We start from the raw sequence: 23,241 nt of genomic DNA on the forward strand, positions 1-23,241 counted from the left end.
TCGCCAGTTGTTCGTGGAGAGCCGATGCCCAGCCTGCTTGAAGACCCCGACGCCCTTCGCATCCTGCTGATCGCGGCGGTTGCGATCCTGGCGGTCCTGACGGTGCTTGCGACGGGTTGGGCCAAGGCGCGTCGGCTGGCGGAAAGCCGCGCCGCCGATCTGGAAGCGCAGCTTGCCGCCCTGGGCGGGGAAGCGCGCGCCCTGGCCCTGCGCGCCGGCCAGCACGAGGCCCGGCTGGACGGTCAGTCCGCCCGCCTGTCGGAACTGTCCGAGGAACGCGACGGTCTGGCCGACGCGCTGCATCAGGCCCGGCAAGCCCTGTCCGCATCCCGGACCGAACTGGCCGAGGCGCGGTTGCGGGCCGAAAAGGACGCCGAATCCGCGGCCCGCGAGATCCAGACGCTGCGCGAATTGCGCGCTGATATGACGGCGCAATTCAAGCTGCTGGCTGCGGAAACCTTGCGCGCCCAACAGGGGGACATGCAGAAGGCACAGGGCGAGCAATTGTCCGCGCTGTTGAACCCGTTCCGCGAACAGGTGCATCGCTTCCAGACTGAATTGCAGGCCAGAAACAAGGTCTTGGATGAAGAAGGTGCAAGACTGCGCGAACAGATTGCCTTTCTGCACCAGCGGTCCGAGGATATCTCTCGCGAGGCGGTGAATCTGACCCGCGCCTTGAAGGGCGACAAGCAGCGGCAGGGCGCCTGGGGCGAGATGGTGCTGGAACGCCTGCTTGAGGATTCGGGCCTGATCGCGGGCACCCATTACGACACCCAGTCCAGTTGGACCGACGATGACGGCAAGCGGTGGCGCCCGGATGTGGTGGTCAGGATGCCGCGCGCCAAGGTGATGGTGATCGACAGCAAGGTGTCGTTGAACGATTACGAAGCCTCGGTCAACGCCGAGGATCCGGCCGAGGCGCAGGCCGCGCTGCGCCGCCATGTCGCGGCCCTGCGCGCCCATGTCGTGACGCTGGGCGACAAGGGCTATCACCGGATGGACGACGGTTCGGTCGATTACGTCCTGATGTTCATCCCCATCGAAGGCGCCTTCTCCGAGGCGCTGCGCGCCGATCCGACGCTGGCCAGCTTCGCAATGGAGCGGCGGGTGGGGCTGACGACGCCCACCACCCTGATGCTGACGCTGCGCACCGTCGAACATATCTGGGCCGTCGAGCGGCGCGAGGCCAACGCGACCGAGATCGCCAAGCGCGCGGGCCAGCTTTACGACAAGGTGGCCGGCTTCGTGGATTCGATGGAGGGCGTGGGCCGCGCCCTGGATCAGGCGGGGCGGGCGCATGGTCAGGCCATGGACCGGCTGTGCCGGGGATCCGGCAACGTGATCCGCCAGGTCGAGATCCTGCGCGAACTGGGCGCGCGCACCCAGAAGCGCATCGAGACCAGTCACGACGGCGATGACGGCTTTCGCCTGGAACCGCCCGAGGCCGCCGAATGAACCGCATCTTCACGATCTCGACGCGCGGTCCTGCCTGTCATGACTTCACCCGCGACGTGGCAGGGTGGCTGGCCGACCTGGGGGCAGGGGACGGGCTGCTGACCCTGATGGTGCGCCACACCTCTTGTTCGCTGCTGATCCAGGAAAACGCCGATCCCGATGTGCAGGTCGATCTGCTGGGCTGGCTGGACCGCATCGCCCCACCCGCCGATCACCCCTCGATGTCATGGCTGCGCCACCGCGACGAAGGCCCCGACGACATGCCCGCCCATCTGAAGGCGGCGGTCCTGCCGGTCAGCCTGCAGATCCCCGTGACGGACGGCCGGATGATGCTGGGAACGTGGCAGGGCCTCTATCTGGTCGAACACCGCCGCGCCCCGCACCGACGAGAGATCGCGGCCCTGTTCCAGCCCGCCTGACCCCGCGGCATTCCGGTCACAGACCAGCCGAAGAACATCTTGTGGCCTGTGGATAGTGCTACCCAAATCCTGCCGATCTTTTATACTGCTGGGGATTTTCAGGGCAAAGGGGACAACTGGATGCGCTGCCCGTTCTGCGGAAACGTCGATACGCAGGTCAAGGACTCGCGCCCGGCCGAGGATAACGTCGCCATCCGCCGCCGCCGGTTCTGCCCTGCCTGCGGGGGGCGCTTCACCACCTATGAGCGGGTGCAGCTGCGCGATCTGGTGGTCGTGAAGTCCAGCGGCCGGCGCGAGGATTTCGACCGCGACAAGATGGCCCGGTCGATCCGCATCGCGATGCAGAAACGCCCGGTCGAGCCGGAGCGGATCGAACAGATGATCAGCGGCATCGTGCGGCGGCTGGAAAGCACCGGCGAGACCGACATCCAGTCCAAGATGATCGGCGAGATCGTGATGGAGGCGCTGTCGCGCATCGACAACGTCGCCTATGTGCGCTTCGCTAGCGTCTACAAGAACTTCCAGGACGCCGACGATTTCGACAAGTTCGTGTCGGAACTGCGCCCCATGCCCGGCAACGACTGACCGTGCCGCAGCCCGACGACCTGCGCCACATGGCCCATGCGCTGCGGCTGGCGCGGCGGGGGCTGGGAAATGTCTGGCCCAATCCGGCGGTCGGCTGCGTGATCCTGCGCGACGGCCGCGTGGCAGGGCGGGGCTGGACCCAGCCGGGCGGGCGTCCCCACGCCGAACGCATGGCCCTGGATCAGGCCGGTCCCATGGCGCGGGGCGCGACGGCCTATGTCACCCTTGAACCCTGCGCCCATCATGGCCGGACCCCCCCCTGTGCCGAGGGGCTGGCGGCGGCGGGGATCGCACGGGTCGTGTCGGCGATGACCGATCCCGATCCGCGCGTGGCCGGTCGCGGGCATGGGATCCTGCGGGACTCTGGGATCGACGTGACCGAGGGCGTCCGTCAGGCCGAGGCGCAGGAGTTGCAGGCCGGTTTCCTGTCCCGCATCCTGGCGGGGCGGCCCTTCGTGACGCTGAAGCTGGCGACCAGCTTTGACGGCCGGATCGCCACGGCTTCCGGCGAAAGCCAATGGATCACCGGCCCGCAGGCTCGGCTGCATGTCCATCTGCTGCGCAGCCAGCATGATGCGATCATGGTGGGCGGCAATACCGCCCGCGCCGATCGGCCGTCGCTCAATGTCCGTGGGATCGCCACGCTGCGGCAGCCCCTGCGGGTGGTCATGACCTCTCGCCCGATTGCCGATCTGCCGCCCGAAGGGCCGATGCACGGCCCCATGATGCAGATCGACGCCCCGCCGCAAGACGCGCTGACCCGGCTTGCGCAGCACGGCATCACCCGCCTGTTCTGCGAGGGGGGCGGCGGGCTGGCCGCGTCGCTGCTGCGCGCCGGGCTGGTCGATCAGATCATCGGCTATACCGCCGGGGTGGTGCTGGGCGGCGACGGACGGGCTGCGGTAGGGACGCTGGACCTGGCCCGGCTGGCCGATGCGCCCAGGTTCCGACTGGCCGAAACCCGGCGGCTGGGGGACGACCTGTTCCACCGCTGGACCGCCGAAAGGAGAGACGCATGAAAATCCGTGCCGCCGTGCTGACAGCCTCGCCCGCCTCTGCGCCCTTCGCCGAAAGCCGCCCCTTGCGGATCCGGGAACTCGAGCTGGATCCCCCCGGTCCCGAGGAGGTTCTGGTCAGGATCGGCGCGGCGGGTCTGTGCCATTCCGATCTGTCGGTGATCAACGGCAATCGTCCGCGCCCTGTGCCGATGGTCCTGGGACACGAGGCGGCGGGCACCGTGGTGCAAGTCGGTGCGGCGATCCGCGATCTGGCGCCGGGTGACCGCGTGGTGATGACCTTCCAGCCGACCTGCGGCGCCTGCCTGCCCTGCGCGGAAGGGCGTCCCGCCCTGTGCATTCCGGGCGCCGAGGCGAACGGCAAGGGCGTGCTGATGTCCGGGACGATGCGGCTGCATGACGGGGGCGGCGACGTGCATCACCATTGCGGCGTGTCGGCCTATGCCGATCATGCGGTGGTGTCGCGCCATTCGGTGGTGCGGGTGGATGCGGACGACATCCCCTTTGCCGAACTGGCGCTGTTCGGCTGCGCGGTGCAGACGGGCGTCGGAGCGATCCTGAACACCTGCCGCGTTCAGCCCGGTCACAGCGTCGCCATCGTCGGCCTGGGCGGCGTGGGGCTGGCCGCGCTTTTGGGCGCCGTCGCGGCGGGCGCGACCGAGATCGTGGCGGTCGATCTGTCCGCCGACAAGCTGGCCTTGGCCCGAGATCTGGGCGCGACGCGCGTCTATGATGCCGCGGAACCAGGGGTCGCCGACCGGATCCGTGCGGAAACCGGCGGCGGCGTGGATCATGCGGTGGAACTGGCGGGCGCTGCCCCCGCCTTCGAGCTTGCCTACAAGATCACCCGGCGCGGCGGGCAGACGGTGACGGCGGGGCTTGCCGCGCCTACGGCCGAATTCCGCATCCCGGCCGTGAACATCGTGGCCGATGAACGAACCGTTAAGGGCAGCTATATGGGATCCTGCGTGCCGCAGCGCGACATTCCCCGCTTCATCCGCATGTATCGCGCGGGAATTCTGCCGGTGAACCGCCTGCTGACCCGCACTCTGACGCTGGACCGGATCAACGAAGGGTTCGACCTGCTGGACCGGGGCGAGGCGATCCGCCAGGTCGTCCTATTCGACTGACGGCCCGACCCAGGGTTCCAGGCGGGTGATGCCGGTGGCAGCCGCGCGGGCCAGCCCGGGATCCAGCGACATGCCGATATATTCGCCCCGGCGCCACAGCCCTGCCAGATCGTCGTAATGGCGCGACAGCGGGTGCCCGGACTGCCCGGTCGAGATGACGAAGACCGAACTGTCGGGATCGGCCAGATCATAGACGCCGCGATAGCCCGGACCCGTCGCCGCCTCGAACGGATCGGGACCGGCGCCCAGCATCCCCGTATGGGACACGGTGAAGGCGCCGCCGGAAATCGACTGCGACAGGTTCACGATCCAGCCAAGCGCCGGGATCCGGCCCAGGCCCGGATGGACATGGCGCGCCTGATGCGCGTCGCCCCACCGCCAGCTTGTCACGTCGGGACCGAAGCGCTGCGTCAAATCCAGGATCGCGCGGTCCAGGGCCTGCCGGGCGATGGTCGTGCAATCCTCGACCCGGGCGCTTTGCACGATGTCGCACCAGGCTGCTGCGCCGTTGCGGTTGCGAAAGACCGAATCGATGAAACCGGGATGCAGGCTGCGGATGTCGTCGGCAAGGGGGCCAAGCTCGTCCCGGATCAGGCGGTCTTGCAGCGCGGCCATCCAGGCGGAATAGATCAGCGGCTCGGGCAGATGCTCGCTCATGGCGCCGTCCCATTCGGCCAGCAGGTTCAGCGCGTCCTGACGCTGCCGGTCGGGCGTGCCGGGGGCGGCGGGCTCGCCCGTGAACCACAGATCGGCCCCGACCAGGGGCAGCAGCGCGCGCGCGGCGGGGCTGACGATATCCAGCTGGGCGGCGATGAAGCTGTCGCGGGAATGAACCTCTCGGTCGTTCAGCAGATGCGACAGCCGCGCGCGGCGCAGGCCCAGGGGGCCGCGTTCCTCGGTCGCGAGCGCCAGGTTGCCGGGGGTGGGGCTGTCCTGGGTGACGGGCACCAGCCCGGACCATTCGCCTTCGGGCAGCCAGCCCGGAACCGGCATCGCGCCCCCGGTCGGATGGCTGGCCGGGCGCTGCGGCAGCGCGCCGACGGTCACCTGTCGGATGCCGTCGGTATCGGCCAGCGTCACCGCCATCGCGGGCGCGACCACCCGGCCAAGCGCGGTGGCGGCGCTGTCGGCATCGGTGGCGCGCATCAGGCCGATCAGCGCCGACATGGTGGTGTCGGTGGCCGACAGCCCGGTCCATCGCAACGCGGGCACATATCCCAGCGGGGTGACATCGGCCAGCCCCGGATCCAGCAGCGGCACCAGGGGTCCGTTGCGGGTGCTGCGCAGAACGACGGCGCGCGCCGGTTCGTCCAGGACGCGGATCACCTCGCGCCGGGTGGCGAATTCGGTCCAGCCTTCCGCGCCGCGATAGCGGTCGGCCTGGCCGGGCTGGACCTCCTCGATGGCGATGTCCGCGTCGTCGACGGCGGCCGGGGCAATGCCCCATGCCAGTTGCGGATTGCGCCCGGAAAAGATCACCGGCAGCCCCGGTATCGTCGCCCCGATCACCCCGCCCGGCGTCAGTTGCAGCCGCGCCAGGTAATACAACGACGGCGCGATCAGCGGGCCTTGGGGATCGTTGGCCAGCAGCGCGCCGCCCGCCGCCGTGCGGTCGGCCCCGGCCGCGAAGGCATTGGCGCCAAGTCCCTGGTTGGGGCGCAGGAACCCGGCGGCGTCGCGGGCCGGCGGATCGCCCCGCCGCGCCTCGGGCGGGGCGAGGCGCGCGCCGGGGAACAGGTCGGCATAGCGGGGCAGGGCGGCGCTGCCTTCGCCCGTCAGCACCTCGGTTCCCCGGTCGGGCCAGGTCAGCGACAGGCGGGCGCGCAGGATCTCCTCGGCCGCCGAATTGCTGGTGGCGGCGGCCAGAAGCTTCAGGATCGCCAGCGAATCGGCGGGCTGCCAATAGGCGATCTCTTGCGGCAGGACGAAGAATTCCGGCGCGCCCCGGCCCAACGCGCCTTTGTTGACCTGCGCGATCCACTGGTTCACGCCCTCGGAATAGGCGCGCAGCGCGGCCTGGGTGGCCTGATCCTGGGATTCGACCGACGCGGCGGCGTTGCGATACAGTTCCAGCCGCCGCGCCAGGTCGTCGGCGGGGAAGGCGCCCGCGCCATAGACCTCGGACAGGCGGCCCTGGGCCGCGCGGCGCAGCAGCGTCATCTGGAACAGCCGGTCCTGGGCATGGGCCAGCCCCAGGGCGAAGAACACGTCCTCGTCCGTCTGGCCGAAGATATGGGGCACGTTCTCGGTGGTGCGCACGATCTCGACGGGGGCGGAAATGCCCTGGACGCGCAGCGTGGCGTTATAGTCGGGCAGCGACCGCACGGCGAAATACCAGGCCAGGATCGCCGCCACGACCAGCAGCACGATCAGCCCGATGGTCAGCCGCAGGAGCCAGCGGAAAAGGGTCAGCATGTCGGAAGATGATCCATGGCCTGGTCCGCTGCCTGTCCTTCGGGGGCCTGCGCGCTTGACCATGGCGCGCGGGAGTGTTGGGGTGCTGCATAATTCAGGCGCGGCGCCAGTTCAACGCACGGCTGCCCGCGCCATGTGCGACAATCGAGGGACGAATGGCTAAGCTGGCATTTCTGGGACTGGGCGTCATGGGCGCGCCGATGGCGGGGCATCTGAAGGCCGCAGGGCACGATGTGACGGTGTTCAACCGCACCCGTTCCAAGGCCGGCGACTGGGTGGCCCGGCATGGCGGCGCCTGGGCGGAAACCCCGCGCCAGGCGGCCGAGGGCGCGGAATTCGTGCTGTGCTGCGTGGGCAATGACGACGACCTGCGCCAGGTCTGCCTTGGTCCCGACGGCGCCTTCGCCGGGATGCAGCCGGGCGCGATCTTTGTCGATCACACCACGGTATCCGCCGCCGTGACCCGCGAACTGGCTCGGGCCGCGCGGGATCTGGGGCTGGGCTATGTGGACGCGCCGGTATCGGGCGGGCAGGCGGGGGCCGAGAACGGCCAGCTTTCCGTCATGTGCGGCGGATCGGGGGCCGATTTCGATGCGGCCGCCCCGGTGATCGACGCCTATGCCCGGATCTGCCGCCGGATGGGCGATGTCGGCGCGGGCCAGATCACCAAGATGTGCAACCAGATCGCCATCGCCGGTCTGGTCCAGGCGCTGTCGGAATCGCTGGCCTTCGCCAAGAAGTCGGGGCTGGAGGTCGAAAAGGTGGTCGAGGTGATCAGCCAGGGCGCCGCCGGAAGCTGGCAGATGGCCAACCGCCACAAGACCATGGATGCGGGCCAGTTCGACCACGGTTTCGCGGTGGACTGGATGCGCAAGGATCTGGCGATCTGCCTGGCCGCCGCGGACGAGGTGGGCGCCTCGCTGCCCGTGACCGCCCTGGTCGATCAGTTCTACAAGGATGTGCAGCGGATGGGTGGGGGCCGCTGGGACACCTCGTCCCTGATCGCGCGGCTGGGCTAGGCGCGCTTCGACTCGAACCGTTTCAGGACGGGTTCCGCCCGGTCCAGGGCGCGGCGGATATGATCGGGAAAGCTGCCGGGCCTGATCGCCAAGGTCGCCGAATGGGCGGCGCAGACGGTGCGGGCGTCGCGCCATTCCTTCGCGATCTGCAAGGCCCAGGCGCGGAAATCCCGCGCCGCGCCGGGACGGTCCTGCAAGGCCTGGCCCAGGGTCGGGTGAAAGGTCAGGCGCGGCAGCCGCAGAAGCCGCCGCAGCAGGCCGGGGATCGGCAGGACGTTCAGCGTGTCGTCGACATGCAGGCTGCCGCTGGCCGGGTGATAGGCCAGCAGCGACCCCGCATGGACGCGCTCGTTCTGGCAGATATAGTCGATCCCCTCGGGCAGGGAAAAGCGCAGGTCGGGAAACCGTGCCGCGACCTGGGCGGATTCGACCGCCTCGGGCTGCCAGGGCAGGGCAGGCCATGTCCGGCGGTGGCGATCCGACCCGAACAGCAGCGCCTGGGGGAACATCCGGTGCGTCGTCTCGCAATGGATCGTGTGGAACGGATGCAGGTTCAGAATCGCCCGCACCGCCCGGCCGTCGTCGGTCAGCGCCATGACCTGTCGGGCAACCGTATCCCGCAATCCATAGGAATCGAGGACCAGGAAACCCCCCGACGACAGCCGCACCAGAGACGACTGCGTGCCGACATTCACCACGCCGCCGATCCGCAGCGTGCCGCGGATGTTCCAGAAGCCGTTGCCGAGGTCGATCACCCGATCCGCCATCACGCCCCCGGAGGATTGCCGCTGTCGCGGGCGGCGGACAATTCCAGACCTGCGGCCTTGCAGATCTCGCGCAGGGCGGGCTTCAACCCTTCCTCAAGCGTGGGGTGATAGAAAGGCACATCCAGAAGATCGCGCGCGGTGCTGCCGTTCATGATCGCCGCGACCAGCAGATGGGCCAGATGGTCGGCGCCTGGCACCGCAAGATCCGCGCCGATCAGCCTGCCCTGCGCATCGGCGCCCAGGCGCAGCATTCCCTGGTTGCTCGCCTCGATCCGCGCGCGGCCTTGGTCCGAATAGTCGGCAAAGCCGTTCAGCGCGCAGTCCTTCGGCCCCGCGCCGATGGCCGCGACCGGCGGGTCGGTGAAGGTGATCGTGAACAGGGGCGGACGGTCGGCTGGCGTCATGTCGGGATACCGCGCGGCATTCGCCCCGGCGATGGCGCCTTCCAGCGACGCCTCGTGCAGGACCGGGGCATCGGCATCGGCGTCGCCCGCGATGAAGATCGCCCGGCTGCCGCATTGCAGGGTCTTGCGGTCGAAATCCGGCACGCCCTTGTCGTCCAACGCCAGCCCGGCCGCTTCCAGGTTCAGACCTTCCAGCTTGGGCGCGCGCCCCGTCGCCACCAGCACGCAGTCAAAGTCCTGATGCTGCCCGTCCCAGGACAGCCGGATCCCGTCGTCCTTCGCCTGCGGTTCCGGCGCGCAGCCCAGATGCAGCGCGACATCCCGACTGTAAACATCGCGGAACACCTCGTGGATCCGATCGCAGCGGATCTTGACCAGCCGGTCGCCCTCGTCGAACAGCGCGACCCGCACCCGCAGCCGCGCGAAGGCCTGGGCCAGTTCCGCGCCCAGGGGACCGGCGCCGATCACAGCCATGCTGGCAGGCAGATCCTGCATCTCGAAGATCGTCTCGTTCGTCATCACCCTGGGGCCGAGATCGCGGTAGGGGCCGGGAATCACCGGCCGGGATCCCGTGGCGATCACCACCGCGCGCGCCGCGACCTGCCTGCCGTCGCCCAGCTCCAGCCGGTCGGGGGCCGCGAAACGCGCCCGCGAATCGATGCGGATGCCGTCCGGGATGTCCTCGAAGCCCTTGCGCGTCGCCGCCGCGAAACGGTCGCGCTCGGCGCGCAGTCGCTGCATTACTCGGCTTCCATCCACCTGCGCCGCCGGAATGTCGATCCCCATCAGCCGCGCCTTATCCAGATCGGCATGGGCCTGGGCCGCAGCGATCAGCAGCTTCGACGGCATGCAGCCGGTCGTTGCGCACAACGTGCCGCCGAACCCGTCGTCGATCAACAGCGTGCGTGCGCCTGCCCGACGCGCGGCGCGTTCCGCCGCAAGCCCCGCCGTGCCCGCGCCGATGATCGCCACGTCGCAGGTCAGATCGGCACTGGTGTCGGTCATCGTCGTCTCTCGCTGGTGTCCGCAACAGAACCACGGACCGGGGCAGGGGTTCCGTCGCGGCTAGATCGCCTGCCGCGCCGCTGTCATTCCCGCCAGCCAAGCCTGCGCGGGATCGGCCCGTTCCGCGACCACGCCCTGCGCCGCCAAGGCGGCGGCATAACATTCGGCAAGCCACCCCTCGCCCATGACCACCACCTTCTGGCCCAGCCACCAGGGCCGGGCGGCGGCCAGTTCGGCGCCGATCAGCAGTCCTGCGATCCGGGCCTTGGCGGTGGCCGGGCCGATCCGGCGCAAAGCAAGGTCGGCGCGGGCCGACGACAGTTCGGCTGCCAGGGCCGCCGGGCGCGACATGGCCTGGGTAACGGCATCGACAAAGCCCGCATCGGCGGTCGCGTCGTCCCGAGAGGTCAGGGCCGACAGGATCTCGGCCGTCAGGAAAGTGCGGAAGCTGACAACCTCGGATGCGCTGATCTGCACCCAGGCCGAGGGGCTGCCCGGCAGGCACAGCACGCCGTCGAAATCCGGCCGGGCGGCCAGCACGCCCCCGATCCGGGGCACGGGGCCGACGACCAGATCGGCGGGGCGGTCTTGGACCAGGCCGGGCAGGGGGTGCAGGCGGATCTGCGGATCCAGGTCGCGGGCCGGTGCAGGCTGAACCGGACGGCAGGGAACGCGGATCGGATCGACCCCAGGCCAGCCCGAGGCGATCACCGTCAGAACCCGGCCCGGCGCCAGCATCGGCAGCAGCAGGCCGCGCAGCGCGGCACCCGGATCCTCGGTGCAGGGCGCGGCAAGGGTCCGGCCGTCGTGCCACAGCCGCAATTCTCCATCCGCCCATTCGACCGCCGCCCAATCCATCCGCGCCTCCATTCCGACGAGGCGCAAAATGATCGTCCCGCCGCATCCTGTCCAGAGACGGCGCTTGAACCGCCGCGGGCATGGGCGTAACGACCCGTCATGCGGATACTTTTTCTTGGCGATGTGATGGGGCGGGCCGGGCGGCGCGCGATCGTAAAGCGGCTGGCCCCGCTGCGGGCGCGGCTTAAGGCCGACCTTGTGGTGGTGAATGCCGAAAACGCCAGCGGCGGGCGGGGCTGCACGGCGGGCCATGCGCAACTGCTGCTGGAATCGGGCGCCGATTGCCTGACGCTGGGCGACCACGCCTTCGACCAGAAGGACATGCTGGCCCTCATCGACCGCGAACCCCGTATCGTCCGTCCCCTGAATTTCGCGAAAGAGGCCCCCGGCCGGGGCAGCGCCATTATCAGCGATGCGCGCGGGCGCAAGCTGCTTGTCACGCAGGCCCTGGGGCAGGTGTTCATGTCGCGGCCCTATGACGACCCGTTCTCGGCCCTGGACGCGGTGCTGCGCGCGCATCCGCCGGGCGGCATGGTGCAGGCGTCGCTGGTCGACATCCATGCCGAGGCAACCAGCGAGAAGATGGCCACGGGCCATTTCTGCGACGGCCGCGCCAGCGCGGTGCTGGGCACCCATACCCATGTGCCGACCGCCGACGCCCAGATCCTTCCGCGCGGCACCGCGTTCCAGTCAGATGCCGGGATGTGCGGCGACTATGACAGCGTGATCGGCATGGACAAGACCGAACCGCTGCGCCGCTTCATCACCGGCATGACCCGCGACCGCTTCACCCCGGCGGAAGGCGAGGCGACGCTGTGCGGCGCCCTGATCGTCACCGACGACCGCACCGGCCGCGCCTCCGCCATCGACGCCGTGCGCCACGGCGGACGGCTGGCCCAGTCGCCCGCCGCATAGTGGCCCCCATCCTGTAGAAGATCGTCGCTTATGCTTGCGGTGGCGGGGAAAACAATTCTATCTCGCCCTTGGCGCCGCCGCTGACAGGCGCCCGGCGACAGGGGCCTCATGCTTGGATTTGACCTGACCGGAACGAACGCCTCGATCGCCATGCTGGTCATCGTGACGATCACCTTTGTCCAGTTCATCCGCGAAAAGCAGCCGCCCGAGGTCGTGGCCATCGGTTCCGCCGCCTCGATGCTGGTCCTGGGCCTGCTGCCCGCCGACGACGCGGCGGGCGTGCTGTCGAATTCCGCCCCATGGACCATCGCCTTCATGTTCCTGATCATGGGCGGGCTGCTGCGCACCGGCGCGTTGGAGATGATGTCGCGCATCGTCACGGCGCGCGCGGCAACCAACCCCGCATTGACGGTCTGTGCGCTGTTCGGCTTCGTGATCGTGGCATCCGCCGTGATGAACAACACCCCCGTGGTGGCGGTGATGATCCCGATCTGCATCCAGCTTGCCCGGCGGCTGAACGTCTCTCCGTCCAAGCTTCTGATGCCGCTTAGCTATTTCACGATCATGGGGGGCATGATCACGCTGATCGGCACATCGACCAACCTGCTGGTCGACGGGGTGGCGCGCGAACAGGGGATGGAGCCGTTCACGATCTTCGAAATCGCCCCGGTCGGCATCGCCATCACCCTGGCGGGCATTGCCTATTTCGCGCTGCTAGGGCGCAAGCTGCTGCCCGACCGGACCTCTCTGGCGGGGTTTCTGGGCGCGCGGCGGGAGATGAAATATTTCACCGAACTGGCGATCCCGCAGGATTCGTCCCTGGTCGGCCAGAAGGCGGTCGAGGTGGCGCTGTTCAAGCGCGACGCGGTGCGGCTGATCGACGTGCTGCGCGGCGACGCATCGCTGCGCCGCGACCTGGCCAGCGTTGTGCTGGAACCCGGCGACCGCGTGGTGCTGCGGTCGGAAATGGTCGATCTGCTGGAGCTTCTGGGGAACAAGAACCTGCAAGCGGCGGACAAGCTCAGTTCGGTCGCGACGGATACGGTCGAGGTTCTGATTTCGCCCGGCGCGCATCTGATCGGACGGCGGCTTGGCGACATGCGCCTGCGCCGCCGCTATGGCATCTATGTCCTGGCGGCGCATCGGCGCGATCAGAACCTGGGACGCCAGCTTGACGACTTGGTCGTGCGCGTGGGCGACACGCTGCTGCTGGAGGGCGCGCCCGAGGATATCGCCCGGCTGGCCGCCGACATGGGGCTGGTCGACGTGTCCCGCCCCGCCGCCCGCGCCTATCGGCGGGAACGCGCGCCCATCGCCATCCTGTGCCTGCTGTCGGTGGTGACGCTGGCCGCCCTGGACGTGGCGCCGATCATGGTGCTGTCCTTCCTGGCGGCGGCGGTGATCCTGCTGACCCGCTGCATCGACGCCGAGGAAGCCTTCGGCTTCATCGACGCGCGGCTGATGGCGATGATCTTCGCCATGCTCGCGGTGGGCGAGGCGTTGGAACATACCGGCACGGTCGCGCTGATCGTGGATTTCGTCACCCCCTGGCTGCGCGACCTGCCGCCCTTCGCCACCCTGATCGCAATCTATTTCCTGGGTCTGGTGATGACCGAGATCCTGTCGAACAACGCGGTCGCCGTGCTGCTGACACCCATCGCCATCGCGCTGGCGCAGTCGCTGGGCCATGATCCGCGCGCCTATGTCGTGGCGGTGATGTTCTCGGCCACCGTCGCCTTCGCCACGCCCATCGGATACCAGACGCATATGATGGTCTACGGCCCCGGCGGCTATCGCTTCAGCGATTTCGTCCGTGTCGGCGTGCCGCTGGACATCATCTGCGGCATCGTCGCCTGCCTGGTGATCCCGCTGTTTTGGCCGCTTTGAGGCCGGATTAACCGGGCCTGTCCGTCCCGCAATGCTGCCATGCAGCATTGGGCGTTGTGCAATGCCGATGCTACGGCAATATGGACGGGCGGGGAGGAAGCATTTTGTGTTGCACGAAAGGGTTTCCACATGGCCAACACGACCATCGACACGCCGCGGGGCCTTTCCTGGGCCGTCCTGACCACTCCGCTTGCCGCCATCGGCCGGTTCCTTGTGCTGATCGCCGAATCCAGTTTCCGCTATCGCGCGCTTGAGCGTCTGCGCCTGGTGAGCGACGCCCAGCTTGCCGCGCGCGGCCTGACCCGCGACGGCGAAATCCGCCGCATCATGGGTGTGTCGGCCATTCTCTAAGATGCGCCGCCGGATCCTTTGCGCAGCGCCCGCCCCCAGGGGGATCGGGCGCTTTCGCATTTACCGCGTGATGTCTTGCGAGGGATGGGCGGGCTGGACTAAAAGCGCGCCTATCCGGAATTTCTGAACTGCGAAGGACGACCGATCATGGCAGGCCATTCCAAATGGGCCAATATCCAGCATCGCAAGGGGCGTCAGGACGCCGCGCGATCCAAGCTGTTTTCCAAGCTGGCCAAGGAAATCACCGTTGCCGCCAAGATGGGCGATCCCGATCCCGACAAGAACCCCCGCCTGCGCCTGGCAGTGAAAGAGGCCAAGTCGAATTCCTGCCCCAAGGACGTGATCGACCGCGCCATCAAGAAGGCCGTGGGCGGCGACGCCGAGAACTATGAGGAGATCCGCTACGAGGGCTATGGCCCGAACGGCATCGCCCTGGTGGTCGAGGCGATGACCGACAACCGCAACCGCACCGCCTCGAACGTGCGCAGCTATTTCACCAAGGCGGGCGGCGACCTGGGCCAGACGGGTTCGGTCAGCTTCATGTTCGACCGGGTGGGAGAGATCATGTACCCTCTGTCGGCGGGCGATTCCGACACGGTGATGGAGGCCGCCATCGAGGCGGGGGCCGACGACGTGGAAACCGACGAGGAAGGCCACTGGATCTATTGCGCCGACACCGCCCTGAACGAGGTGTCGACCGCGCTGGAGACAACCTTGGGCGAATCCGAGACCGCGAAGCTGATCTGGAAGCCCCAGTCTCCGACCGAGATCACCGATCTGGAAACGGCGCAGAAGCTGATGAAGCTGATCGACGCCTTGGAAGAAGACGACGACGTGCAGAACGTCACCGGCAATTTCGACCTGACCGAGGCGGTCGCCGCGCAACTGTAGGGGGGCGACTGGACGCGCTAGCCCAAATGCGACTTCGGTTGGCGTGAGAGTTTTGCCGTTCTGTAGCCGCGTCCGAGCAGGTTTGCCTTGAACACCTCGGCGGGAGTGCGGAAGCCCAGGCACTTGCGCGGCGTGGCATTCAGGCCCGCGCAGAGTTGACGGAGTTCCTCCTGAGAAAGCGTGTTCGGATCAGTGTCGCGACAGAGCCAGCGTCTGAGCCGTTTGTTGGCGTTCTCCACGGCACCTTTCCGCCAGGGTGACTGCGCCTCACAAAACCATGTCTGCGTGCCCACCTCGGCTTGCAGATGGGGCCAGTCGATGAATTCCGATCCGCGGTCGAAGGTGATGGACCGGCAGGCATGTCGGGGCAGGGGCGTCAGGGCTTGAGCGATCTGCGCCATGATTGGCTTGGTGCGTTTCTCGGCGTTCTTCAACGCGACCAGGAAACGGCTGGTGTGCTCGATCATCGTGGTGACATTGGCAGGGCCGTACTTCTGCCGGAACAGCACCAGATCGTTCGACAGGCTTTCGCCGCGCCATCAGGCGCGACGGTCCTGTCTCACCCCAATGACCGAACTGCTTGCGATGCGCGATGACCTCCGGGCGGAACAAGATGCTGAGTTCCGGTGCAAATTTTGGCGGCGGTCGTTTGCGCAGCCGGTCGCCGCGGCGGCGTCTCCGGCCGGAGGGCAGGTGGCGCCACAACTCAGCCCGGCGACCCTCCTCGGAATAGATGTGGCAATAGATGGTCTCCTGGCAGACCCGGCGCGGGGCACCTTCATAGCGCATCCGGCCGGCGATCTGCTCGGGGGTCCAGCCAGAGCGGAGACAACGCTCGACCTGGTCACGCAGCCCGGGATCCCGCACCAGCTTGCGCTGTCGGGTCCGTCTTCCATCCGAATAGCTTTGCGCCACGACGCACCAGTAGCCGCTGAGCTTTGGAATCTCGCTGTCGTGGAAATGATTGCGGCGCAGCTCGCGGAAGATCGTCGAGCGGTGCCGGCCAAGCCTGCGCGCCATCTCGTCAGGGCTCAGCTTCGTCTGCCGCCAGCGCTCGATCTTGCGGCGCTCGGAAAGGGAAAGGTGAGAGAACCGAACCTTCATTCCTATGCTCCTTTCATGGCTCAACCCACTGTTGAGCACAGAAAGTCGCATTTTCAGGATAGCGCGTCCCCCCCAATGGTTGATCACCAGGAATAATCTGTATTATGGAATTAATATCTCTGCGACCATTGCCCGTCTTGCTGCGGGCGCTATCTTGCGGAAACCTTGACCCAGCCCAATCGGAGGATTCATGGCAGTCTCACCCCCCGTATGCGATTTCGGCGCCCCCTGGAATGATTTCGAACTGCCCGGCACGGATGGCCGGATCTATCGCCTGGCTGATGTCACGGGTCCGCGCGGCACGCTGGTGATGTTCATCTGCAATCACTGTCCGTATGTTCAGTCGATCATCGACCGGATCGTCCGCGATGCCAGAGAGATGCAGGCTGCGGGTATCGGGGTGGTGGCGATCTCGGCCAATGACGTGGCCGAGTATCCGCAGGACGGACCGGAGCAGATGAAGACCGAGGCCGCGCGACACGGCTTCACCTTTCCCTATCTCTATGACGAGACGCAGGCTGTGGCGCGGGCCTATGGGGCCGAATGCACGCCCGATTTCTTTGGCTACAACGCCGACGGCGAATTGCAGTATCGCGGTCGTTTCGACGCTTCGGCCCGCACGCCGGGACCGGCCGAGGCGCGCCGCGAGCTGCTCGAGGCGATGCTGCAAATCGCGGAAACCGGAAAGGGTCCGGAAAACCAGGTTCCGTCAATGGGTTGCTCGATCAAGTGGAAAACCGCATGAATGTCTGCCTTGCCCCCTGCCCGATTGTCTTCGATCTTGACGGAACACTGATAGACAGCGCCCCCGACATCCATGCCTGCGTGAACCATGTCCTCGGCCAGCATGGCACGCCGCTGCTGACGTTGGATCAGGTGCGCAGCTTCATCGGCGGCGGCGTGGATGTGTTGTGGCAAAAGATCATCGCCGCGCAAGAGCTTCAGGACGCCCGGAAGCCCGACTATATCGCCGCCTTCATGAGCTGCTATCAAGACGCGACGCAGTTGACGCGGCTGTTCCCGAATGTGACTCGGACCCTGGAGACGCTTGCCGATCGGGGGCATCCGCTGGGCATCTGCACCAACAAGCCGCTGGCGGTAACACGGGCCATCTTGGCGCATTTCGGCATCGCGCAGCTGTTCGGCTGCGTCATCGGCGGCGACTCCGTTCCCGAACGCAAGCCGCATCCCGCACCCTTGCGCGCGGCGCTGCAAGGGCTGGGCGCCGATCCTGCGCGGCCCAAGGCAATCTATGTGGGCGACAGCGAATTCGATGCGGCCTGCGCGGCGGCAGTGCCGGTGCCGTTCCTGATCTATACCCAGGGGTATCGACAGACACCCGTCGAGGATCTGCCGCATCTGGCGGCGTTTGACGATTTCGCCGACCTGCCCGCCATGGTCGAGATGCAGGCGGCGTGATCCCTGACCGCTGACCCCGCCTTGCGCTTGACATTGCGGGCGCAGATGCGCCAATCCGGGACAGCGTTACGGAAGGGCCTTGCCATGGATCTGCGTCAGCTTACCCCGAATCTTGCGGTCTCTCCGCAGATCGACCTGCCTGACGTGGCCGTGCTGGCCCGGTCAGGCTTCAAGACCCTGATCAACAACCGCCCCGACGACGAGGACGGGGCTGTCGATCATCAGGCCATGGCCCAGGCCGCAGCGGATGCGGGGATGGAATACCACTATCTTCCCTTCCGTCCCGGACAGGTCACGCCCGATCTGATCCAAGGCTTTGCCGCCGCTCTTGACGGAGCCAAGCCTGCGGTCGCCTATTGCCGGTCGGGAAATCGGTCCACCGTCCTGTGGGCGCTTGCCCATGCCGGAAAGCTGTCCGAGGCCGAGGTGCTGAACACCGCCTCGCAGGCGGGCTATGACCTGTCGGGCGTGGTGCCGCTGATGCGGTCGCTGGCAGGCGCCAGCCGGTAGTTCAGGCCGGAACGTTCAGCACCCGTTTGACATTCGCGGTCCAGCCCAGCAGGCGCAGGTCGCCCGCGACGATGGCGGGTCGTTTCATCACGCTGGGCTTGGCGCCCATCATCGCCACCGGATCCGCTGCCCGTTCCTGATCGGACATTCCGCGCCACGTCAGGCTGGCGCGATTGATGATCTTGTCGCCGAAATCCGCGACCAGGCGGGCGCGTTCAGATTCAGACAAGGGTTGCTTCTGGACATCGCGGAAATCGACGGTCCAGCCGTGCTGTTCCAGATCGGACTGGGCCTTCTGGCAGGTCGAACAATGCGCCAGACCATACAGGGTCAGGGATGTCATGGCAGGCCTCGGATCAGACAAGAGGGACAAGCGGCACGCCGCAGGCCGCCAGGGTCAGGACGGCCGCAAGGGCAAGAAACAGTTTCACGATCGCTCCGACGACAGGATACCGGCCGGTTCTTCCCACCGCGCCGCGCGGAGGGCAAGTCACAAATCATGCGCGGGTCCATGCTTGTGCAGGCTGCGGCGCACCTGCCGCATGGCCCACCAGACGACCAGAACCGCCGCCGGCGTCAGCGCCGCGATCAGATAGGCCTTGTCCACATGCAGGGCCGACGCCACCGGATACAGCGCATAGGACAGCAGCCCCACCGCGTAATAGCTGATGGCGACGACCGACAGCCCTTCGACCGTGTGTTGCAGGCGCAGTTGCAGGTCGGCGCGTCGGTCCATGCGTTCCAGCAGCGCCTGGTTCTGCGCGGACCGTTCGACATCGACCCGCGTCCGCAACAGATCGGCGGCACGGCGGGTCCGTTCGATCATCGCCCGCAGCCGATCCTCGGCCGAGGCGACGGTGCGCATGGCCGGGCGATAGCGGCGGCGCATGAATTCGGTCAGCATCTGGCGGTCCAGAAACCGCGTCTCGCGCAGGGCGGTCACCCGGTCCATGACGATCGCCTCATAGGCCTTGGTGGCGCCGAAGCGGAAGAAATGCTGGACCGCCTGCCCCTCTAGCTCCGCCGACACTCCCAGCAATTCGTGCAGGACCGCCTCGGCCGGGCGGGCGTCGTCGTGCATTCCATCGACGATGGCGGACAGGCGCGGCTCCAGCTCGTTCAGGCGGCGCGACAGGCTGCGGGACCGGCCCAGACCCAGCATCGACATCGCGCGATAGGTTTCCAGTTCGACCAGCCGATGCACGATCCGCCCGATGCGCCCTGGCCCCACCTCGGGTCGCACGAAAACGGCAAAGCGCATCCAGCCATCGGGGTCGATGCGGAAATCCCCGGCGATCATCGCCGCTTCCTCCAGCACCCAGACGGCGGTCAGGCTGTCCTTGGCGAACCAGGTCTCGATCCGGGTCAGCGCCTCGGCGGGATTTTCCGGCAGGATGTCCACCTGCACCAGCACGGCGGCGATGCGGCGTCCCGGCGCATCGGCTTGCCATGCGGCGGGGAAGATCGCGCCCGCGCTTGGATCGAAGGGCCGGATCGGCAGGCCGGGCGTGGTCGCCATATAGGTCACGAATTCCGTATGGCTTTCCCATTTCAGATCGTGACGGCCCAGGCGCCCTTGGTAATGGCTATCCTCGGGGTCGGGTCGAGGCCCGCCATGGCGGGCGGTCAGCGCGGTCAGATGAGCCAAGTCCAGGCGCCGGTCGCGGTTGGCTGCGTCCCTCGGTTCCTTGAAGGCCACGAAGGCGCAGGTCGCCGGGGCTGTCAGGCGGGGCGAGGGCCTGGCGTGCAGTTCATTGACAAGATCGTATCGCAGCGGATGTTCGATGTCCGTCCCCACGCCAGTCCCCATTCCCCGTGCGGCGAAAGGGGGCGGTTTCCCGCCCCCTGCCCCCTCAGTCGATCATCGGCAGCAGCTTGTTGAGGCTGTCCTTGGCGTCGCCATAGAACATCCGGGTGTTCTCCTTGAAGAACAGCGGGTTCTCGATGCCGGAATAGCCGGTGCCCTGGCCGCGCTTGCTGACGAAGACCTGCTTGGCCTTCCAGACCTCCAGCACCGGCATCCCGGCGATGGGGCTGTTCGGATCGTCCTGCGCCGCCGGGTTCACGATGTCGTTCGAGCCGATGACGATCACCACGTCGGTATTCGGGAAGTCGTCGTTGATCTCGTCCATCTCCAGCACGATGTCATAGGGCACCTTGGCCTCGGCCAGCAGCACGTTCATGTGCCCCGGCAGGCGGCCCGCAACGGGGTGGATGGCAAAGCGCACCTCCTTGCCGGCCGCGCGCAGCTTGCGGGTCAGTTCGCTGACCGCGCCCTGCGCCTGCGCCACCGCCATGCCATAGCCCGGCACGATGACGATGCTGTCGGCGTCGTTCAGCGCCGCCGCCACGCCCTCGGCGTCGATGGCGATCTGCTCGCCGGTGATCTCGGCCGCGGGGCCGGTCTCGCCGCCGAAGCCGCCCAGGATCACGCTGACGAAGTTGCGGTTCATCGCCTTGCACATGATATAGGACAGGATCGCGCCGGACGAACCCACCAGGGCGCCGACCACGATCAGCAGGTCGTTGCCCAGCGTGAAGCCGATGGCGGCGGCGGCCCAGCCAGAATAGCTGTTCAGCATCGACACCACGACCGGCATGTCGGCCCCACCGATGCCCATGATCAGGTGATAGCCGATGAAGAACGCCAAGAGCGTGATCAGGATCAGCCACAGGATCGCCGGGCCGACGCCCGCGCAATAGAGGATGCCCAGCAGCACCGACAGCGCCAGGGCGCCCGCGTTCAGCATGTGCCCGCCCGGCAGCTTCTTCGGCTTGCCGTCCACGCGGCCCGCCAGCTTGCCGAAGGCCACGACCGACCCGGTAAAGGTCACGGCGCCGATGAAGATGCCCAGGAAAACCTCGATCTTCAGCATGGCGATCTCGGCCGGGGTCTTGTGGGCCAGCACGGCGGCGAAGCCGTGGAAGACATGCACCCCGCCCTCGGCCTTGGCGCGCAGCACGCGGGCCAGTTCGATCTGGGCGTTGAAGCCCACGAAGACCGCCGCCAGACCGACCAGCGAGTGCATGGCGGCGACAAGCTGCGGCATTTCCGTCATCTGCACGCGCTGCGCCACGACCCAGCCGACGCTGCCGCCGATGGCGATCATGACCAGCGACAGCAACCAGTTGCCCGCGCCCGGCCCGCACAGCGTGGCCAGCACGGCCAGCGCCATGCCGACGATCCCGTACCAGATCGCGCGCTTGGCGCTTTCCTGCCCCGACAGCCCGCCCAGCGACAGGATGAACAGCACGGCTGCGACCACATAGGCCGCGGTGGTGAATCCGTATTCCATGCGTTCCCCCTTACGACTTCTGGAACATTGCCAGCATGCGGCGGGTGACCATGAAGCCGCCGAAGATGTTGACGCCCGCCATCAGCACGGCCAAGGCGCCCAGAGCCACGACCCACCACGATCCCGACCCGATCTGCATCAGCGCGCCCAGGATGATGATCGAGCTGATGGCGTTGGTGATCGCCATCAGCGGCGTGTGCAGCGAATGGGCGACGTTCCAGATCACCCGGAAGCCGATGAAGCAGGCCAGCACGAAGACGATGAAATGCGCCATGAAGCTGGCGGGCGCCACCGCGCCGATCAGCAGCAGCACGATGGCGCCCACGCCCAGCAGCGTGACCTGGGATTTCGTCTCGGCCTTGAAGGCGGCGACCTCGGCGGCGCGGCGTTCCTCGACCGTCAGTGCCTTCGGCTTTTCCTTGGGCTTCTGCGCGGCGATGGCGGCGATCTTCGGCGGCGGAGGCGGCCAGGTCACGTCGTGGTCGCGGGTCACGGTGGCGCCGCGGATCACGTCGTCCTCCATGTTGTGCTGGATCACGCCGTCCTTCTTGGGCGTCAGGTCGGCCAGGAAATGCCGGACGTTGTTGCCATACAGTTCGGACGCCTGCGCGCCCATCCGCGACGGGAAGTCGGTATAGCCGATGATCGTCACGCCGTTTTCCGTCACATGGCGTTCATCGGGGATGGTCAGTTCGCAGTTTCCGCCGCGCTCGGCGGCCAGGTCCACGATCACGCTGCCGGGCTTCATCGCCTCGACCATGTCGCGGGTCCACAGCTTCGGCGCGTCGCGGCCGGGGATCAGCGCGGTGGTGATCACCACGTCCATCTGCGGCGCAAGCTCTCGGAACTTGGCAAGCTGCTTTTCGCGGAACTCGGGGGACGAGGGCGCGGCATAGCCGCCGGTCGCGGCGCCGTCCTGGGCTTCCTCGAAGTCCAGGAACACGAATTCAGCGCCCATGGATTCGATCTGCTCGGCGACCTCGGGGCGCACGTCGAAGGCATAAACCTGCGCGCCCAGGGACACGGCCGTGCCGATGGCGGCAAGGCCCGCCACGCCCGCGCCCACGACCAGCACCTTGGCCGGGGGCACCTTGCCCGCCGCAGTCACCTGGCCGGTGAAGAAGCGGCCGAAATTGTTCGCGGCCTCGATCACCGCGCGATAGCCCGCGATATTGGCCATCGAGGACAGCGCGTCCATCTTCTGCGCGCGGCTGATCCGGGGAACCATGTCCATCGCGATGGCGGTGACGCCCTGTTCCTTGGCCAGGGCCAGCAGTTCGGGATTCTGCGCGGGATAGAAGAACGAGATCAGCGTCTGCCCCTCGCGCATCTGCCGGATCTCGGCATCCGAGGGCTGGCGCACCTTGGCGACGACATCCACCGCCCCGATCAGCTCGGCCGCAGTGGGCACCACGGTGATCCCCGCCGCGCGATAGCTGTCATCCGAAAACCCCGCCCGCGCCCCGGCACCGCTTTCGACAAACACCTCGTGCCCCAGCTTCATCAAATGCCCGGCAGAGGAGGGCGTAATGGCGACCCGCGCCTCACCCTCGAAACCTTCCTTCAACGCGCCAATCTTCATGGCTGTGTTGTCCCCCGCTCGTTTCATTTTCGGTCGCCCGACAGATAGCACCGTGAAAGATTCTTTCACAAGTCCGTGCAACGCCGATGCGGGACGAATGTCGTGGGGGTGGCGGCAAAAGAAAACGCCCAAGACCGAAGCCTTGGGCGACGAATTCAGACGTGCGCCGCGATCAGTTCGCGGGCGCGGGGGTGGCAGGCGCCGGGGTGGCGG

Annotated in this window: 21 protein-coding genes and 1 pseudogene; 13 read left to right on the plus strand and 9 right to left on the minus strand. The window is 67.4% G+C overall.

All coding sequences use genetic code 11. The annotated features are described in order from the left end of the window. Positions 1 to 24: 24 nt before the first annotated feature. The 5 genes from PARHAE_RS13605 to PARHAE_RS13625 all read left to right on the plus strand — a co-directional run bounded on the left by PARHAE_RS13605 (position 25) and on the right by PARHAE_RS13625 (position 4,605). Complete coding sequence (locus PARHAE_RS13605; RefSeq protein WP_126155127.1) at positions 25 to 1,455, plus strand: DNA recombination protein RmuC; 1,431 nt, start codon at positions 25 to 27, stop codon at positions 1,453 to 1,455. Continuing rightward, positions 1,452 to 1,874, plus strand: a complete 423-nt coding sequence (locus PARHAE_RS13610; RefSeq protein WP_126155128.1) for a secondary thiamine-phosphate synthase enzyme YjbQ — start codon at positions 1,452 to 1,454, stop codon at positions 1,872 to 1,874. The genes PARHAE_RS13605 and PARHAE_RS13610 overlap by 4 nt, the downstream gene beginning before the upstream one ends. Positions 1,875 to 1,994: 120 nt before the next feature. Continuing rightward, entirely contained in the window at positions 1,995 to 2,459 is a 465-nt protein-coding gene (nrdR, locus tag PARHAE_RS13615) for a transcriptional regulator NrdR (protein WP_126155129.1), read from the plus strand. A gap of 29 nt (positions 2,460 to 2,488) precedes the next feature. Beyond that, positions 2,489 to 3,478 carry a bifunctional diaminohydroxyphosphoribosylaminopyrimidine deaminase/5-amino-6-(5-phosphoribosylamino)uracil reductase RibD gene (ribD, locus tag PARHAE_RS13620; protein WP_126155161.1) on the plus strand — a complete coding sequence of 330 codons (990 nt, stop codon included), beginning with the start codon at positions 2,489 to 2,491 and terminating at the stop codon, positions 3,476 to 3,478. Then, on the plus strand, positions 3,475 to 4,605 hold the full coding sequence (locus PARHAE_RS13625) for a zinc-dependent alcohol dehydrogenase family protein (protein ID WP_126155130.1): 1,131 nt from the start codon (positions 3,475 to 3,477) through the stop codon (positions 4,603 to 4,605). The genes ribD and PARHAE_RS13625 overlap by 4 nt, the downstream gene beginning before the upstream one ends. Here PARHAE_RS13625 and PARHAE_RS13630 read toward each other — a convergent pair. Continuing rightward, positions 4,594 to 7,020, minus strand: coding sequence for a penicillin acylase family protein (locus PARHAE_RS13630; RefSeq protein ID WP_126155131.1), 2,427 nt, complete (start codon positions 7,018 to 7,020; stop codon positions 4,594 to 4,596). The two genes, PARHAE_RS13625 and PARHAE_RS13630, sit on opposite strands and share 12 nt — an antisense overlap. Positions 7,021 to 7,175: 155 nt before the next feature. On the opposite strand from PARHAE_RS13630, the gene PARHAE_RS13635 reads away from it, so the two are divergent. Beyond that, positions 7,176 to 8,039, plus strand: coding sequence for an NAD(P)-dependent oxidoreductase (locus tag PARHAE_RS13635; protein WP_126155132.1), 864 nt, complete (start codon positions 7,176 to 7,178; stop codon positions 8,037 to 8,039). Here PARHAE_RS13635 and PARHAE_RS13640 read toward each other — a convergent pair. From PARHAE_RS13640 to PARHAE_RS13650, 3 genes are read right to left on the minus strand one after another with little or no spacing between them, the layout of a single operon-like run. Further along, a complete protein-coding gene (locus PARHAE_RS13640; protein WP_126155133.1) occupies positions 8,036 to 8,806 on the minus strand; it encodes a hypothetical protein in 771 nt (256 codons plus the stop codon). The two genes, PARHAE_RS13635 and PARHAE_RS13640, sit on opposite strands and share 4 nt — an antisense overlap. Continuing rightward, positions 8,806 to 10,215 carry a dihydrolipoyl dehydrogenase gene (locus PARHAE_RS13645; protein WP_126155134.1) on the minus strand — a complete coding sequence of 470 codons (1,410 nt, stop codon included), beginning with the start codon at positions 10,213 to 10,215 and terminating at the stop codon, positions 8,806 to 8,808. The genes PARHAE_RS13640 and PARHAE_RS13645 overlap by 1 nt, the downstream gene beginning before the upstream one ends. A gap of 60 nt (positions 10,216 to 10,275) precedes the next feature. Continuing rightward, a complete protein-coding gene (locus tag PARHAE_RS13650) occupies positions 10,276 to 11,073 on the minus strand; it encodes a 2-dehydro-3-deoxygalactonokinase (RefSeq protein WP_164555248.1) in 798 nt (265 codons plus the stop codon). Between the two features lie 99 nt (positions 11,074 to 11,172). On the opposite strand from PARHAE_RS13650, the gene PARHAE_RS13655 reads away from it, so the two are divergent. From PARHAE_RS13655 to PARHAE_RS13670, 4 genes are all read left to right on the plus strand, one after another. Next, positions 11,173 to 11,988, plus strand: coding sequence for a TIGR00282 family metallophosphoesterase (locus tag PARHAE_RS13655; RefSeq protein WP_126155136.1), 816 nt, complete (start codon positions 11,173 to 11,175; stop codon positions 11,986 to 11,988). A gap of 108 nt (positions 11,989 to 12,096) precedes the next feature. Further along, complete coding sequence (locus PARHAE_RS13660) at positions 12,097 to 13,875, plus strand: SLC13 family permease (protein WP_126155137.1); 1,779 nt, start codon at positions 12,097 to 12,099, stop codon at positions 13,873 to 13,875. A gap of 129 nt (positions 13,876 to 14,004) precedes the next feature. Beyond that, positions 14,005 to 14,226 (plus strand): DUF1127 domain-containing protein, encoded by a 222-nt coding sequence (locus PARHAE_RS13665; protein ID WP_126155138.1) that lies wholly within the window; start codon positions 14,005 to 14,007, stop codon positions 14,224 to 14,226. A gap of 147 nt (positions 14,227 to 14,373) precedes the next feature. Further along, a complete protein-coding gene (locus PARHAE_RS13670) occupies positions 14,374 to 15,117 on the plus strand; it encodes a YebC/PmpR family DNA-binding transcriptional regulator (protein WP_126155139.1) in 744 nt (247 codons plus the stop codon). A 17-nt stretch (positions 15,118 to 15,134) separates the two neighbouring features. Here PARHAE_RS13670 and PARHAE_RS22145 read toward each other — a convergent pair. Continuing rightward, a pseudogene (locus PARHAE_RS22145) lies at positions 15,135 to 16,221 on the minus strand (IS30 family transposase). Between the two features lie 190 nt (positions 16,222 to 16,411). Between PARHAE_RS22145 and PARHAE_RS13680 the strand changes: the two are divergent. The 3 genes from PARHAE_RS13680 to PARHAE_RS13690 all read left to right on the plus strand — a co-directional run bounded on the left by PARHAE_RS13680 (position 16,412) and on the right by PARHAE_RS13690 (position 18,150). Continuing rightward, on the plus strand, positions 16,412 to 16,966 hold the full coding sequence (locus tag PARHAE_RS13680; protein ID WP_126155140.1) for a thioredoxin family protein: 555 nt from the start codon (positions 16,412 to 16,414) through the stop codon (positions 16,964 to 16,966). Then, positions 16,963 to 17,640: a phosphoglycolate phosphatase gene (gene gph, locus PARHAE_RS13685; protein ID WP_126155141.1), complete on the plus strand. Its 678-nt coding sequence runs from the start codon at positions 16,963 to 16,965 to the stop codon at positions 17,638 to 17,640. Before PARHAE_RS13680 ends, gph begins: the two co-directional genes overlap by 4 nt. Before the next feature lie 84 nt (positions 17,641 to 17,724). Next, a complete protein-coding gene (locus PARHAE_RS13690) occupies positions 17,725 to 18,150 on the plus strand; it encodes a protein tyrosine phosphatase family protein (RefSeq protein ID WP_126155142.1) in 426 nt (141 codons plus the stop codon). Position 18,151: 1 nt separating this feature from the next. Here PARHAE_RS13690 and PARHAE_RS13695 read toward each other — a convergent pair whose 3' ends face one another. The 4 genes from PARHAE_RS13695 to PARHAE_RS13710 all read right to left on the minus strand — a co-directional run bounded on the left by PARHAE_RS13695 (position 18,152) and on the right by PARHAE_RS13710 (position 23,028). After that, positions 18,152 to 18,493: an arsenate reductase family protein gene (locus PARHAE_RS13695; RefSeq protein WP_206436954.1), complete on the minus strand. Its 342-nt coding sequence runs from the start codon at positions 18,491 to 18,493 to the stop codon at positions 18,152 to 18,154. Positions 18,494 to 18,640: 147 nt separating this feature from the next. Continuing rightward, a complete protein-coding gene (locus tag PARHAE_RS13700; RefSeq protein WP_241232810.1) occupies positions 18,641 to 19,948 on the minus strand; it encodes a DUF3422 family protein in 1,308 nt (435 codons plus the stop codon). A 55-nt stretch (positions 19,949 to 20,003) separates the two neighbouring features. Then, positions 20,004 to 21,446, minus strand: coding sequence for an NAD(P)(+) transhydrogenase (Re/Si-specific) subunit beta (locus PARHAE_RS13705; RefSeq protein WP_126155144.1), 1,443 nt, complete (start codon positions 21,444 to 21,446; stop codon positions 20,004 to 20,006). Between the two features lie 10 nt (positions 21,447 to 21,456). Then, positions 21,457 to 23,028, minus strand: coding sequence for a Re/Si-specific NAD(P)(+) transhydrogenase subunit alpha (locus tag PARHAE_RS13710; RefSeq protein ID WP_126155145.1), 1,572 nt, complete (start codon positions 23,026 to 23,028; stop codon positions 21,457 to 21,459). Positions 23,029 to 23,241: the final 213 nt, after the last annotated feature.

The organism is Paracoccus haematequi (assembly GCF_900631945.1).
Lineage (GTDB): Bacteria > Pseudomonadota > Alphaproteobacteria > Rhodobacterales > Rhodobacteraceae > Paracoccus > Paracoccus haematequi_A.

Excerpts from the sequence above, each read along its gene's own strand:
- PARHAE_RS13655 (WP_126155136.1), top strand. The coding sequence starts at position 11,173 with ATGCGGATACTTTTTCTTGGCGATGTGATGGGGCGGGCCGGGCGGCGC.
- PARHAE_RS13680 (WP_126155140.1), top strand. The coding sequence starts at position 16,412 with ATGGCAGTCTCACCCCCCGTATGCGATTTCGGCGCCCCCTGGAATGAT.
- PARHAE_RS13695 (WP_206436954.1), bottom strand. The coding sequence starts at position 18,493 with ATGACATCCCTGACCCTGTATGGTCTGGCGCATTGTTCGACCTGCCAG.
- PARHAE_RS13705 (WP_126155144.1), bottom strand. The coding sequence starts at position 21,446 with ATGGAATACGGATTCACCACCGCGGCCTATGTGGTCGCAGCCGTGCTG.
- PARHAE_RS13670 (WP_126155139.1), top strand. The coding sequence starts at position 14,374 with ATGGCAGGCCATTCCAAATGGGCCAATATCCAGCATCGCAAGGGGCGT.
- PARHAE_RS13605 (WP_126155127.1), top strand. The coding sequence starts at position 25 with ATGCCCAGCCTGCTTGAAGACCCCGACGCCCTTCGCATCCTGCTGATC.
- PARHAE_RS13690 (WP_126155142.1), top strand. The coding sequence starts at position 17,725 with ATGGATCTGCGTCAGCTTACCCCGAATCTTGCGGTCTCTCCGCAGATC.
- ribD (WP_126155161.1), top strand. The coding sequence starts at position 2,489 with ATGGCCCATGCGCTGCGGCTGGCGCGGCGGGGGCTGGGAAATGTCTGG.
- PARHAE_RS13710 (WP_126155145.1), bottom strand. The coding sequence starts at position 23,028 with ATGAAGATTGGCGCGTTGAAGGAAGGTTTCGAGGGTGAGGCGCGGGTC.
- PARHAE_RS13610 (WP_126155128.1), top strand. The coding sequence starts at position 1,452 with ATGAACCGCATCTTCACGATCTCGACGCGCGGTCCTGCCTGTCATGAC.
- PARHAE_RS13640 (WP_126155133.1), bottom strand. The coding sequence starts at position 8,806 with ATGGCGGATCGGGTGATCGACCTCGGCAACGGCTTCTGGAACATCCGC.
- PARHAE_RS13625 (WP_126155130.1), top strand. The coding sequence starts at position 3,475 with ATGAAAATCCGTGCCGCCGTGCTGACAGCCTCGCCCGCCTCTGCGCCC.
- gph (WP_126155141.1), top strand. The coding sequence starts at position 16,963 with ATGAATGTCTGCCTTGCCCCCTGCCCGATTGTCTTCGATCTTGACGGA.
- PARHAE_RS13665 (WP_126155138.1), top strand. The coding sequence starts at position 14,005 with ATGGCCAACACGACCATCGACACGCCGCGGGGCCTTTCCTGGGCCGTC.
- PARHAE_RS13630 (WP_126155131.1), bottom strand. The coding sequence starts at position 7,020 with ATGCTGACCCTTTTCCGCTGGCTCCTGCGGCTGACCATCGGGCTGATC.
- PARHAE_RS13660 (WP_126155137.1), top strand. The coding sequence starts at position 12,097 with ATGCTTGGATTTGACCTGACCGGAACGAACGCCTCGATCGCCATGCTG.
- PARHAE_RS13635 (WP_126155132.1), top strand. The coding sequence starts at position 7,176 with ATGGCTAAGCTGGCATTTCTGGGACTGGGCGTCATGGGCGCGCCGATG.
- PARHAE_RS13650 (WP_164555248.1), bottom strand. The coding sequence starts at position 11,073 with ATGGATTGGGCGGCGGTCGAATGGGCGGATGGAGAATTGCGGCTGTGG.
- nrdR (WP_126155129.1), top strand. The coding sequence starts at position 1,995 with ATGCGCTGCCCGTTCTGCGGAAACGTCGATACGCAGGTCAAGGACTCG.
- PARHAE_RS13645 (WP_126155134.1), bottom strand. The coding sequence starts at position 10,215 with ATGACCGACACCAGTGCCGATCTGACCTGCGACGTGGCGATCATCGGC.